Here is a 13,303-nt window from a genome sequence, read left to right as displayed (position 1 = left end):
CGATGCAGCGTTGGTTAGATATCCGTCAGCAGCGTGCGGAGGGTGGTGGTGGCGGTTTCCATACCTGCGCGAATCAAGCCCGGTGACAGGCCCAGCGCAACCCCCGCGCCGATGGCCGCCAGCAACGTGGGCAGCTCGATGTGCTGCAACAGGGCCACGATGCCCGGGTGATCGAGGTCGAGCGTGCCGGTGGCGCCGCTGGCCTGTATCAACACCACCTGGCGTCCGTCGACGGTGACGAAGCGCCGGCCATCGGCGACATGGGCTTCGCGCCGGGCATGGCGCGGATCGGTGCTGTACAGCAGTACGTCGCCATCGCACAGCTCGGCCAAACCCGCACTGACCTCGCAGTCGGCATTGAGCACGGCGCAGCCCTGCGGCAGCACCACGTCGACCTGCGTGCGCAACACCTTGCGCAGGTGCTCGCGTGTGGTGATGTAGTGGTCTTCCAGTCCCACGGGATCGGGTACATCGGTGACGATGCCGACCTGGCAGCGGTCATAGGGCAAGCCCTCGTCCAGCATGGTGCGTGGCGAGCTCTCGATGACGGCCGCATCGACGCTGCGATTCATCAAGATGCGCTGGCCCGCCTCCCAGTCCGACGGCGGGCTGGCGTCGATGGGCTGCATCTGTAAGTAGAGCCGTCCGCCGCATGAAACGCCCACCGTGTGGTCTGACAGCTGCAACAACAGCCCCACCAGCAACGCCAGTGGCGCGGTCTCGCGCGTCCCCGTAATGCCCACCACCGGAATGCGGCCGTTGTCTCGTCCGGGAAACAAATGCGCGACGATGGCCTCGCCCACGGGACGAGGCTGCCCGCGTGCAGGCTTGAGGTGTGGCAGCAGGCCAGGGCCAGCATTGACCTCGACGATGGCGCCACCCTGCGCGGCCAGGGGCTGGCCGATGTCCTCCACCACCAGGTCGATGCCGGCGATATCCAGCCCCACGATGCGCGCCGCCAGCGCGGCCAGCTCGGCCACGTCTGGGTGGACTTGGTCGGTCACGTCATCGGTGAGCAACCCCGTGCGTTGCACCAGCACCTCACGCCCTGCCTCGGGCACGCTGTCGGGCGTCAAGCCTTGGCGACGCAGCTCCAGCATCACGTCGCGGTTCTCCGGCAGGCGGATGGTGTCGAGCGGAAACTCTTCTTCCTCACCACGGCGCGGGTCGCTGTTGATGTCGCGCTCGATGAGCTCGCGCACGGTATGCACCCCGTCGCCGATGATCACCGCGCGCTCACCGCGAGAAGCCGCCACAACCCGGCTGCCGATGACCAACACGCGGTGCTCGTGGCCTCGGATGAAGCGCTCGACCATCACCTCGGAGCCTTCGCGTTGCGCCAGCGTGTAGGCCGCCTCGATCTCCTCGCGCGTGCGCACGTCCAGCGACACCCCTCGCGCATGGTTGGCGTCGACCGGTTTCACGACCACGGGCAGGCCAATCTCCAGCGCGGCTTCCCACGCGTCCTCGGCGCAGGTGACGACGCGGCCCTCCGGGACCGGAACGCCGCACTCGGCCAACAGCCGCTTGGTGAGGTCCTTGTCGCGCGAGATCGTCTCGGCGATGGCGCTCGTGCGATCGGTCTCCGCGGTCCAAATACGGCGTTGGTTGACGCCGTAACCCAGTTGCACCAGGTTGCCCTCGGTCAGACGGATATGGGGGATGCGGCGCGCCGTCGCGGCATCGACGATGGCGGCCGTGCTGGGGCCCAGCGCATGGCGGTCGATCAGCGCCTTGAGGCCTTTGACGGCGGCGGGCACATCGAACGGGCGGTCCTCGATCGCCGCCATGAGCAGATCACGCGCATCCAACAGCGCTTGGCGCGCGACGTGCTCCTCGCGGGCGCGGATGACCAGCTTGTATACACCCCGCTCGTCGGTCGAGCGAGTTTGACCAAAACTGGTGGACATACCCGCCAGGTTGAGCAGCTCGATGGCGACGTGCTCCATGATGTGCCCGGGCCAGGTCCCCTCGCGTAGCCGCTGCAAAAAACCGCCGCGCTCGCCCACGCCGCAGTGGTGTTCCACCAGTCCCGGCAGCCAATCGGTCAGTCGTTCATACAGGCCGGGAATGGTGTTGGAGGGGTGGTCTTCGAGTTCGCCGATGTCGATCAGGGCCTCGATCGCTGGACGGTAGGTCCAGAGGTTGGGGCCGCGCAAGTAGTGCATGCGGCGGATCTGGATGGTCGAGTGCGGCATGGGATGCGAAGAGCGTGGAGATGACAGCCGTAGAATGCGCGATTTTCGAACGGGATGCTTGGATGACGCAACGTGGTATTGTGAACCGAGCCATCCCCCAGCTTCGAAACGAAATTGCAACATGTCGTATCCGAGTCCACCTGTGCCCGGGTTGTCAGGGCTGCCTGCCGTCTGGCGCGAAGCCGTGAGGGCCACCGCGGGTAGGGGCGAGGACCATACCGTCTGGTTGTTGACCGACCTTGATGAGCAGCTGCGTTTTCGTGAAGGGCTGCTGTGGATTGCAGGGCGTCAATTGTGCTGGGTGGCAACGCCACAGGCAGCGGTTCAAAGCTGGTCGATAGAGCCCGGTCTGTCCCTGTGGAGCCACGACCACAACGGCGTGGCCACGCTGGAGCTGATGCGTGAGGGGAGGGCGGGCGATGAGCCGCAGCGGCTGGCGGTGTGGCGCTACACCCTGGGGCGGCAGCTGGCAGCGCAACGCCTGATCGAGCGCTTCGAGGCGCTGCGCGACAGCCCAGAGGGCGCGACACCCCCGATGGCTCCCGCCGCGCTGCACTGCCCGGTGTGCCACGCGCCGATGGAGCCGGAGGACGACGAGTGCGCGGTGTGTGCGCAGGTGGTACACACACCGCCGTCGACGCGGACGCTGTTGCGCTTGTGGCGCTTTGCGCGCCCCTATCGCTGGCAGCTGCTGGCGGGCTTTCTGCTCACGCTGGCGTCCACGGCGGCCAGTTTGGTGGCGCCGTACCTGACCATCCCGTTGATGGACGACGTGCTGATTCCATACCAAAACGGCACGCCGGTCGACTGGACTTTGGTCGCTTGGCTGCTGAGCGGGCTGCTGGCCGCCTCGCTGCTGGCGTGGGGGCTGGGTTGGGCCAAGACGTATATCCTGGCGCTGGTATCGGAGCGCATCGGTGCCGATCTGCGCACCACGACCTACGAGCACCTGCTGGGCCTGTCGCTGGAGTACTTCGGCAACCGCCGCACCGGTGACCTGATGGCGCGCATCGGCTCGGAGACGGATCGCATCAACATCTTTCTGTCCCTGCACCTGCTGGACTTCGCCACCGACGTGATCATGATCGCGATGACGGCGGTGATTTTGTTTTCCATCAGCCCCACACTGGCGCTGGCCACGCTGCTGCCGCTGCCGCTGATCGGCTGGCTCATTCATGTCGTGCGTGACCGGCTGCGCACCGGCTTCGAGAAGATCGACCGCGTCTGGGCCGAGGTCACCAATGTGCTGGCCGACACGATTCCGGGCATCCGTGTCGTCAAAGCCTTTGCCCAGGAGGGGCGCGAGGCACAACGCTTTCGCGACGCCAACCGGCACAACCTGGAGGTCAACGACCGGCTCAACCGGCTGTGGTCGCTGTTTTCACCCACAGTGTCGCTGCTGACCGAGATCGGCCTGCTGGTGGTGTGGGGCTTTGGCATCTGGCTGGTGGCGCGGGGTTCGGTGACGGTGGGGGTACTGACGGCGTTTCTGGCCTACATCGGGCGTTTTTACACGCGGCTCGACTCGATGAGCCGCATCGTCTCGGTCACGCAAAAAGCGGCGGCGGGCGCCAAGCGCATCTTCGACATCTTGGATCACGTCTCGAGTGTGCCCGAACCGGCCCAGCCGGTGTCGCTGCCGTCGGTGCAGGGGCGCATCGAGCTGCGCGGGGTCGGCTTTCGCTATGGCAACCGCGCCGTCATCCAGGGGCTCGACCTGGAGGTGCGGCCGGGCGAGATGATCGGCCTGGTCGGCCACAGCGGCTCGGGCAAGAGTACGTTGGTGAACCTCATCTGCCGCTTCTACGACGTGGCCGAAGGGCAAATCCTGGTCGATGGCGTGGACATCCGGCAGTTGCGCGTGGCGGACTATCGGCGCCACATCGGGCTGGTGCTGCAAGAGCCGTTCTTGTTCTTTGGCACGATCGCGGAAAACATCGCCTACGGCAAGCCCGACGCCACACGCGAGGAGATCATCGCCGCCGCCCGCGCTGCCCATGCGCACGAGTTCATTTTGCGCTTGCCCCAAGGCTATGACTCACTCGTGGGCGAGCGCGGGCAAGGCCTGTCGGGCGGCGAGCGCCAGCGCATCAGCATCGCGCGCGCACTGCTGATCGACCCGCGCATTCTGATTCTGGACGAAGCCACCTCTAGCGTGGACACCGAGACCGAAAAAGAAATCCAGAAGGCGCTGGACAATTTGGTGCGCGGGCGCACGACGATCGCCATCGCGCACCGCCTGTCCACCCTGCGCCGCGCCGATCGGTTGGTGGTGATGGACAAGGGCCGCAAAGTGGAAGAGGGCACCCACGACGAGCTGATGGCGCGCCAGGGGGCCTATTGGCGGCTGTACCAGGCGCAGGCGCGCCAGGCGGAAGCCGAACGCGACTGGCTGCGGGAGTAAACCCATGACGACGACCCCATCCCCAACGAGCCAGCCCGTATTGCGGCGCAATGCCGCCGGCCGGCTGGAATGGCGCGACCCCAGCGGCCAATGGGTCAGCGGCGTGGTCGCCGTGCGGGCGTTTCCGATTCAAGCGCCGCGGCACCACATTGCGCTCATGGGCCCCGACGGCCGTGAGGTGGCCTTCATCGACAGCCTGGACACGCTCGATGCGGCGACGCGAGCGCTCGTCGAGCAAGCACTCCAAGAGCGCGAATTCACCCCCGTCATCCAGCGGCTGCTGGAGGTCAGCAGCTTTGCCACCCCGAGCACCTGGACCGTGCAGACCGACCGCGGCGTGACGCGCTTTGTGCTCAAAGGCGAAGAGGATATCCGACGACTGTCCCGCGACGTCTTGCTGATCCAGGACAGCCATGGGGTGCAGTATCTGATTCGCCGCCCGCAGGAGCTGGACCGGCACAGCCGGCGGTTGCTCGACCGCTTTTTATGAGTCATCCCGTGGCGCGCGCCCCTCATCCCCGGCGCTCGCCGTCGGCGCCAGACATTGCGGTGCCGACACACGCGGCACAGACACAAGCCTTGCCGCGCGCGGCGGCGGGAATGCGCGCGAGCAGCTCGGCGCTGAAGGTGGCGCGGGTGCACCAGCAGGGCGGCTGCGGCTCACCGCTTGTGCGTTCCCGCACCATTGCACAGCCGTTGGGCTGGCCGCATAGGGGGCAGCGGGAAGGATCAGGAACGCAACCCTCAGATCCCATCCCAAGGTCTCGCGTCATTTCAAGTTGCCGCTGAGGAACTGCTGCAGCCGCTCACTGCGCGGCGAGGTCAACACCTGCTTGGGGTCGCCTTCCTCTTCGATGCGCCCTTGGTGCAAAAAGACGACGTGGTTGGAGACCTCACGCGCAAAGCCCATTTCGTGCGTCACGACGACCATGGTGCGGTGCTCCTCGGCCAGGCCCTGCATCACGCGCAGCACCTCTTGCACCAGCTCCGGGTCGAGCGCGCTGGTGGGTTCGTCGAACAGCATCACCTCAGGTTCGACCGCCAGCGCCCGGGCAATGGCCACACGCTGCTGCTGCCCGCCGCTCATGTGCGCGGGATAGCGGTCTTCCACGCCGTTGAGACCCACCCGCTCGAGATACTTGCGCGCGTTGGCCACCGCCTGATCGCGCGGCACCTTGAGCACATGCACCGGCACCTCGATGATGTTTTGCAGCACGGTCATGTGACTCCAGAGGTTGAAGTTCTGGAACACCATGGCCAGCCGGGTACGCAGCCGCTGCAGTTGGACAGGATCGGCCGCCTGTAACTCGCCGTCCGCCGCGGGCTTGAGGCGTAGCTCCTCGCCCGCGACGACGATGCGCCCCGCATGGGGCTTTTCCAGCAGGTTGATGCAGCGCAAAAAGGTGCTCTTGCCAGACCCGGAGCTGCCAATGATGCTGATGACGTCGCCGGCGCGCGCCGTCAGCGACACCCCTTTGAGCACCTCGTGGCTGCCATAGCGCTTGTGGATATCTTCGACCTGGAGTTTGATGGGGGCGTTGCTCATGGAAATCGTTCGATCGTGGGTCGTCGCATCACTCGGACAACAGATTGCCGGTGCGCACCGGCCGGTGGCCCGCCACTTTGGCCACCGTCAAACCGGCGGGGGCGTAGCGTTCTCGCGTACGGGCGTACAGTACGCCACCCTGCGCGGTACGCAAGGGGACCGTATGGCCAGAGAGGGGGTCAATGATCTCGGCGACCAGCGCGTCGGGGGGCAGCACCGCCCCCACGTCGGCATGGAAAGCGATCACGCCGGGGCAGGGGGCCTTGAGAGGCTCCGATCCCGCCAGCGGCGTGGGGACGAAGCGAGGCTCGGGAACCGGGCCGGGGTCACCCGCGATGATGCCGAGATGCTGCAGGTAGCGCCAGATGGCGTCGGCGTCGCGCTCGGCCCAGGCGTGGCCGACGTCCGCTTCGCCGCGCAGCTCGACCGTCGCGCTGGCGCAAGCCTGCGGCAACGGCACCTCGATGCCGTGCGCCGCTAACCGCGCCGCCAACTGTGACCACAGCCCGGAGAGCTGCTCGTCGAACGGCTGGCCACCCGCTCCGTAGTCGGCCACCAGCACGGTCTGCGCGCCCAGCCAGCAGGCCAGTGGTTCGAGCGCCGGCCAGCACGCGGTTTCGCTGTACAGGTGCAGCACGGCCTCGGCGTCGCAGTGCAAATCGAGCACGACGTCGGCATCGGCCGCCAGGCGATACAGCGTCAGCCGCAAGCCTTCGAGTTCGGTCAGCGGCGTCTGCTCGGACAACCAATCGAGCACCGCAGCGCGCACCATGGCCACGTTCTTGTCGAGGTCCGAGCCCAGCTCGCGACCCACTCGCTCGAACGCCACTTGCGCCAGATCGGGGTAGGACCGGTTGAAATTCTCGGAGGTGTTGAGCTCGAACCGCCCCATGGGCCGGTGATCGATGCGCTGGGCCAGCCCGATCGGGTTGGCCACCGGCACCAGCACCACCTGCCCCAACACCTGCCCGGATCGCTCAGCCTTCGTCAGGCGCTCACGCAAGTGGTGCGCGACCAGCATCCCTGGCAGCTCATCCGCATGCAGGCTGGCCTGGATATACACCTTGGGGCGCGCTGCTGCCACGCCGTAATGCAGGCTGGTCAGCGTGCGCGTGCTACCGAGGCTGGTGCAGGGCAGGGTATGGTGACGGGCGTCCATTCAGGTTCGGCGGGGCGCCAAATGGGCCAAAAAGCGTCGTTCGGCCCACTTGAACAAGCCCACCAGCATGAAAGTGATCGAGAGATAGATGGCCGCCGCGAACAGGTAGGCCTCGAACGGCAAATAAAAATCGGAATACACGCGGCTGGCCGCCGCCGTCAGGTCCAGCATCGCCGGTACCGTACTCGCCAAGCTGGTGCTGTGCAGCATCATGACGACTTCATTGCTGTACGCGGGTAGCGTTCGCCGCAGGGCGCTGGGCATGACGATGCGCCAGAGCACCTGCCGCGGCGACATGCCCATGGCACGTGCGGCCTCGATTTCGCCGGCGGGGGTTTCGCGGATGGCGCCGGCCAGCATCTCGGCGGTGTAGCCAGCGGTGTTGAGCGCAAACGCCAGCAGGGCACAGAAAAACGCGTCCTTGAACCAGGTCCACGGCCAGACGGCATCCCAACGCGCCTGTACCCATTCCAGTTGGGCGATGCCGTAGTAAATCAGATAGACCTGGATCAACAACGGCGTGCCGCGGATCACGTAGGTGTAGCTGCCCACCAGCCAGCGCAACCAGCGATAGCGGCTATTGAGCGCCAGCGCCAGAAACAGCGCCAGCACCCCACCCACCGCCAACGACGACAGCAACAGCTTCAGGGTCGTGAGCAGCCCTTCAGCGTAAAGCTGGAGCTGGGCGGGCTCGAAAATGACGGACCAATTCACGGCGGGATCTTTCGGCCAAATCAGCTCTGCCACGAGGTGGCGCGGCGCACCCCGAGGCTGAACCGTTCATCGAGCCGCCGCAGCACCCACAGCGACGCCGACGTGTACACCAAAAACAGTGCAGCCACGAACACGAAGAAAAAGATCGGCTCACGCGTCGCAGCTGAGGCCTGCTTGGCCAAATACGTCATGTCTTGCAGACCGATGAGGCTGACCAATGCCGTGCTCTTGATGAGCACCAGCCAATTGTTGGTGAAGCCGGGCAGGGCGTAGCGCACCATTTGCGGCAGCGTGATGCGGAAAAATGTTTGCAGCCGCCCCATGCCGAATGCCCACGCGGCCTCCATTTGGCCACGTGGAATCGCCAGCATCGCGCCGCGAAAGGTTTCCGTCATGTATGCGCCATAGATGAAGCCGATGGTGCCCACGCCCGCGACGAAGGGGTTGATGTCGACGGCTTCAGTGTGGCCCAGCGTCTCGAGCAAATGCGTCAGGCCGATGGTGCCGCCGTAGAAAACGAGCAGCATCAGCACCAGTTCTGGGACGCCACGCACCACAGTGGTGTACACCGTGGCCAACGCCGAGAGAACAGGATGTCCAGACAATTTGGCCGACGCCCCCAGCAACCCCAAAACGATCGAGACAGCCAGGGACAACAGAGACACCGCCACGGTGAGCAGCGCCCCCTCCAAGATGCGAGGAATATAGTCGAGCATCGGTGCAACGAAAAACGCGCCGCACCGGTTCGACACCGGGCGACGCGCCCTTCACTCCGTTCGATTATTTGCCGTACGGATCGAAGTCGAAGTATTTCTTGGCGATCTTGTCATAGGTACCGTCGGCGCGGATCGCCTTGATCGCGGCATTGATATCGGCCTTGAGCTTGTCTTGGCCCTTGCGCATCGCCACACCGGCCCCATAGCCGAAGTATTTCGGATCGTACAGCTCGGGACCAACGAAGCCGTAGCCCTTGCCCTCGGGTTTGCGCAGGAAGCCACCCTGTACCTCGACCTTGTCGGCGACCGTGCCATCCAGGCGTCCGGCTTTGATGTCGAGGTAGACCTGGTCTTGAGCCTCGTAGGGGATGACCTGCACACCGGCGGGTTTGAGCTCGCCCATGGCGTATTTCTCTTGCGTGCTGCCCTTGAGCACACCGATTTTCTTGCCCTTGAGCGACGCGGGACCGCTGTAAGGCGTGCCTTCCTTGACGACGATGCCGCTGGGGGTGTTGTAATACTTGTCCGAGAAGTCGACCACCTTTTTGCGCTCGTCGGTGATCGACATCGAGCTGATGATGACGTCGTACTTGCGCGCCATCAGACCGGGGATCATGCCGTCCCACACCTGCTCGACATAGACGCACTTGCGGTTGAGCTTGGCGCAGATGGCTTCGGCGATGTCGACGTCGAAGCCCGTGGGCTTGCCATCGGGGGTTTTGTAGGTGAAGGGCTCGTAGGTGGGATCGATGGCGACCTTGAGCTCGTTGCTCTGGGCCTGGACAGTACCCGTGGCCAAGGCTGCGGCAAGCCCAATGGCGTGCAGAACGTGACGACGGTTCATGAAGATGTCACCAGGGTAGTTGAACATACCGAGCATTGTAGGGGCTACCAAGAGTGAAGGCCGGCTATGGTTTACCCGCGGAGCTCCCTGACTGATGACTTAACATAATACAAATTGTAGAACTTTTGAATCACGATTCCCGGGCGCGCTCACGCGCCCGCAGCGCCTGGCGCAGCGCACCCCACAGCGACCAGGCCAGCAGCGCGCCACAGGCCAGCATGAAGCCCAAGCTGATCGGGCGCTCGATGAAGACCATCGCGTCGCCGCGTGACAGCAGCAACGCACGTCGCAGGTTTTCCTCCATCAACGGCCCGAGCACGAAGCCGAGCATCAGCGGCGCCGCTTCGAAGCGCAGCACGGCCAGCGCATAGCCCAGCAGCCCGATGATCGCCACCATGTAGATGTCGAACACGTTGTTGTTGACGCTGTAGGTGCCCAGCGCGATGAAAACGAGGATGGCCGGATATAGCACGCTATACGGAATGCGCAGGATCGCCACCCACATGCCCACCAGCGGCAGATTCAGGATCATCAGCATGAGGTTGCCGATGCCAAAGCTCACGATCAGACCCCAGAACAGGTCGGGCTGGTTCGTCATGAGCAGCGGCCCGGGCTGGATGCCGTGGATGATGAGGGCGCCTAGCATCAGCGCCATGACGGCGTCGCCCGGGATGCCCAGCGACAGCGTGGGCACGAACGCCGTCTGTGCAGCGGCGTTGTTGGCGGCCTCAGGGGCGGTCACCCCTTCGATGGCGCCTTTGCCAAAGCGCGACGGGTCGCGCGCCAGCTTCTTTTCGGTGGCATAGGCCATGAACGACGCGATCGACGCACCCGTGCCGGGCAGCGCCCCGAAAAAACTGCCGATACCGGTGCCGCGCAGCATGGGCATGATCGACGCCTTCCAGTCGGCCGGGGTTGGCAACATCGAGCGCCACGTGATGCGGTCGTTGATCTGGCCCTCGCGCGGCTGGTTGACGGAGCTCACCACTTCGGCGATACCAAACAGCCCCATCGCCAATGCCACGATGTTGATGCCATCCATCAGCTCGGGGATGCCGAAGTCGTAGCGCGCCTGCCCCGAGTTGACATCGGTGCCCACCGTGCCCAGCAACAGCCCGAGCACGACCATGGCCAAGCCCTTGACGGGCGATCCCGACGCCAGCGTGGACGCCGCGATCAGGCCCAGCAGCATCATCGCGAAATACTCCGCCGGACCAAACTTCAGTCCAATCTCGGCGATGGCCGGTGCAAAACCGGCCAGTATCACGATGCCCAACATCGAGCCCACGAAAGACGCGAAGGTCGTCATGAAAAGCGCGACGCCCGCCCTACCCTGTTTCGACATCGGATATCCGTCCAGACAAGTCACCGCCGAGGACGGAGTACCCGGTAGATTGAGCAGGATGGATGCGGTGGAGCCCCCGTACTGCGCGCCATAGTAGACCCCGGCCAGCATGATGATGGCCGCGGTCGGGGGAATGTGATAGGTGACTGGCAGCAGCAGCGAGATCGTGGCCATCGCCCCGATGCCGGGCAGCACACCGATCAGGGTACCGATGAAGACGCCGATGAAGCAATACAGCAGCATCATCGGCTGCATGGCTTGCTGCAGCCCGAGCCAGAGTCCTTGTGCGATATCCATGGTTGGGTGTCCTCGATGTCCGCTATCAGGCGCTCCACGGCCAGACTGGCAGCACCATGCCCAGCGCCAGGCTGAAGACCAGCCAGCACAAGGCCGCGATGACGGCAGCGGCGATCAGGCGCGTGCGCCACGCCATGCTGCGATCGGCGAGCGACGCCAGCAGCACGGAAGCCGCCGTGGCCAAGACCAGGCCCGCGGGCTTGAGCGCCGCGGCAAACAGCACAAGAGAGCCGATGACACACGCCAGCGTACGCCATGCCACGGCGATGCGCACACCGGGGCGCACCAGCGCCGGCAGCGCAATGAGCACGCCTAACACGCCCAGCAAAAGCCCAAGCCAAAACGGAAAAAACCCCGGCCCCATGTTGCGGGGGGTACCCAGCTCATAGTGGCCGTGGGCGTACCATGCCGCCGCAAAGCCCAGGATGGCCATCAGCAGCCCGCCCAGCAGATCGTGGGCATCACGTCTCGTTGCCTGTTGCGGATTGGTCATCTCGCATCCTCGTTCGGTCAAACCTGGTTCTGGTCGTTCACCATTGCCCGCGCGGCTGGCGGGCGCGAATGGAGGCCGCGATCATATCCACCACGGTTTGGCGTCCGACCTGGCGGGCAAAGTCCATCGCATCCAGCCCTTGCTGGTTGCGCAACGTCGGGTCCGCCCCCTCGTCCAGCAATAGGCGCACCACTTCCTCGCGGCCGTAGCGGGCCGCCATCATAAGAGGGGTCGTGCGGTTGGGCGACTCGGCATCGATGTAGGCGTGGTGCTCCAACAGCAGGCGCGTGATGGCCAGCGCGTGCGCCCCCTTGTTGGCAGCGGCATAGTGCAGGGGCGCCCAACCCGGGCGGTTGACCTGTGCGCCGCGCGCGAGCAAACGTTGCACAATGTCCAAGTGATCTCGCAGTGCTGCCATCATCAGGGCATTTTCGCCAGCCGCGTTGAGCGCTTCGATATTGACGCTGGGTTGATCGACCAAGTAGCGGGCCACGGCCAGCGCATCACGCTGCAGCGCCAACACCAGGGCCGGATTCAGGTCGGGGTCGGGGGTGTCGAGGTCGAACCCGCGCGCGTGCAGCTGCCGCACGGTGGCCACATCGTCGCGCACCACGGCGGTGATGAACTGGTCGTACGAGCGCTGCCCGAATGCCAATCCGCAGTATACGGAAAGCACCGTTACGACAAGCCATTGCGTGACGTTTTTCATGTCGCGTCTGAGCTTTGCTCGATGATCGGCGTCGACACCGGCTGCAGAAAAAGCCGCTCGAAGTTGTCGCTCGTCGCGGCCGCAACCGCTTCCACCGGTACGCCTTTGAGCTCGGCCAACTGGGCGGCCACCAGCGGCACGAACGCGGGGGTATTGGTCTTGCCCCGGTGCGGCACCGGCGCCAGATAAGGGCTGTCGGTTTCGATCAAGCAGCGCTCCAGCGGCACGTAGCGAGCGACATCGCGCAGGTCTGCCGCGTTCTTGAACGTCAGAATCCCCGAAAACGAAATATAAAAACCCATGTCGAGCGCCGCGCGCGCGACCTCCCGCGTCTCGGTGAAGCAATGAAACACGCCCGTGACGCTGCCACGACCATCCCCGGCCGCGGCCGAGGTGAATCCCCCCTCCTCGCGCAGGATGGCGAGCGTGTCGTCAGACGCGCTGCGGGTGTGGATCACGAGCGGCAAGCCCGTCTGCCGCGCCGCGCGGATGTGGACGCGAAAGCGCTGCCGCTGCCACTCCATGTCGGCCACGGTGCGCTCGCCCAGGCGGTAGTAATCGAGCCCGGTCTCGCCAATGGCCACGACGCGCGCGAGCGCCGCGCGCTCGGTCAAATCGGCCACCGTAGGCTCGCGCACGCCTTCGTTGTCCGGGTGCACGCCCACCGTCGCCCACAACCACGGCGGCGTGGGCTGCGCGCCTTGCAGGGCCAAGCGGTGCACCGCATCGAACCCTTCCAGCGTGGTGCAGATACACAGCGCGCGATCGACGCGGGCGGCTCGCATCGCGGCCAACACCTCCGCGACGTTTTGCTGCAGCTCCGGAAAGTCGAGGTGACAATGGGAATCGGTATACATGAGGTCGGTTCGTGTGGCATG

At 65.2% G+C, this 13,303-nt stretch carries 13 protein-coding genes; 2 read left to right on the top strand and 11 right to left on the bottom strand.

All coding sequences use genetic code 11. The features are described from left to right. Positions 1–14: 14 nt before the first annotated feature. Positions 15–2,198, bottom strand: coding sequence for a cyanophycin synthetase (gene cphA / locus ACPP3B_RS13170; protein ID WP_424859281.1), 2,184 nt, complete (start codon positions 2,196–2,198; stop codon positions 15–17). Between the two features lie 121 nt (positions 2,199–2,319). On the opposite strand from cphA, the gene ACPP3B_RS13165 reads away from it, so the two are divergent. Together ACPP3B_RS13165 and ACPP3B_RS13160 are read left to right on the top strand one after the other, a co-directional pair. Continuing rightward, positions 2,320–4,602, top strand: a complete 2,283-nt coding sequence (locus tag ACPP3B_RS13165) for an ABC transporter ATP-binding protein (RefSeq protein WP_299018628.1) — start codon at positions 2,320–2,322, stop codon at positions 4,600–4,602. Between the two features lie 4 nt (positions 4,603–4,606). Next, entirely contained in the window at positions 4,607–5,092 is a 486-nt protein-coding gene (locus ACPP3B_RS13160) for a DUF1854 domain-containing protein (RefSeq protein WP_424859280.1), read from the top strand. 22 nt (positions 5,093–5,114) lie between these two features. Here ACPP3B_RS13160 and ACPP3B_RS13155 read toward each other — a convergent pair whose 3' ends face one another. The 10 genes from ACPP3B_RS13155 to ACPP3B_RS13110 form a co-directional block, all read right to left on the bottom strand. After that, on the bottom strand, positions 5,115–5,357 hold the full coding sequence (locus tag ACPP3B_RS13155) for a cysteine-rich CWC family protein (protein ID WP_299018660.1): 243 nt from the start codon (positions 5,355–5,357) through the stop codon (positions 5,115–5,117). A 14-nt stretch (positions 5,358–5,371) separates the two neighbouring features. Further along, a complete protein-coding gene (locus ACPP3B_RS13150) occupies positions 5,372–6,148 on the bottom strand; it encodes an ABC transporter ATP-binding protein (RefSeq protein WP_424859279.1) in 777 nt (258 codons plus the stop codon). A gap of 28 nt (positions 6,149–6,176) precedes the next feature. Further along, a complete protein-coding gene (locus ACPP3B_RS13145) occupies positions 6,177–7,307 on the bottom strand; it encodes a succinylglutamate desuccinylase (protein WP_424859278.1) in 1,131 nt (376 codons plus the stop codon). Continuing rightward, the gene (locus ACPP3B_RS13140; RefSeq protein WP_424859277.1) at positions 7,308–8,021 is read right to left on the bottom strand and encodes an ABC transporter permease; all 714 of its coding nucleotides are present in this window, start codon (positions 8,019–8,021) and stop codon (positions 7,308–7,310) included. 20 nt (positions 8,022–8,041) lie between these two features. Beyond that, complete coding sequence (locus ACPP3B_RS13135) at positions 8,042–8,737, bottom strand: ABC transporter permease (RefSeq protein ID WP_424859276.1); 696 nt, start codon at positions 8,735–8,737, stop codon at positions 8,042–8,044. Between the two features lie 64 nt (positions 8,738–8,801). After that, positions 8,802–9,608 (bottom strand): ABC transporter substrate-binding protein, encoded by an 807-nt coding sequence (locus tag ACPP3B_RS13130; protein WP_424859275.1) that lies wholly within the window; start codon positions 9,606–9,608, stop codon positions 8,802–8,804. Positions 9,609–9,711: 103 nt separating this feature from the next. Beyond that, on the bottom strand, positions 9,712–11,223 hold the full coding sequence (locus tag ACPP3B_RS13125) for a tripartite tricarboxylate transporter permease (RefSeq protein ID WP_424859274.1): 1,512 nt from the start codon (positions 11,221–11,223) through the stop codon (positions 9,712–9,714). A gap of 25 nt (positions 11,224–11,248) precedes the next feature. Further along, positions 11,249–11,716 carry a tripartite tricarboxylate transporter TctB family protein gene (locus tag ACPP3B_RS13120; protein WP_424859273.1) on the bottom strand — a complete coding sequence of 156 codons (468 nt, stop codon included), beginning with the start codon at positions 11,714–11,716 and terminating at the stop codon, positions 11,249–11,251. Positions 11,717–11,753: 37 nt separating this feature from the next. After that, a complete protein-coding gene (locus ACPP3B_RS13115) occupies positions 11,754–12,425 on the bottom strand; it encodes an ankyrin repeat domain-containing protein (RefSeq protein ID WP_424859272.1) in 672 nt (223 codons plus the stop codon). Next, the gene (locus ACPP3B_RS13110) at positions 12,422–13,282 is read right to left on the bottom strand and encodes a TatD family hydrolase (protein ID WP_424859271.1); all 861 of its coding nucleotides are present in this window, start codon (positions 13,280–13,282) and stop codon (positions 12,422–12,424) included. Before ACPP3B_RS13110 ends, ACPP3B_RS13115 begins: the two co-directional genes overlap by 4 nt. Between the last annotated feature and the right edge of the window lie 21 nt (positions 13,283–13,303).

The organism is Tepidimonas sp. HKU77, assembly GCF_049728535.1.
Classification (GTDB): domain Bacteria; phylum Pseudomonadota; class Gammaproteobacteria; order Burkholderiales; family Burkholderiaceae_C; genus Tepidimonas.
This window is presented reverse-complemented; position numbering and strand designations above follow the sequence as displayed.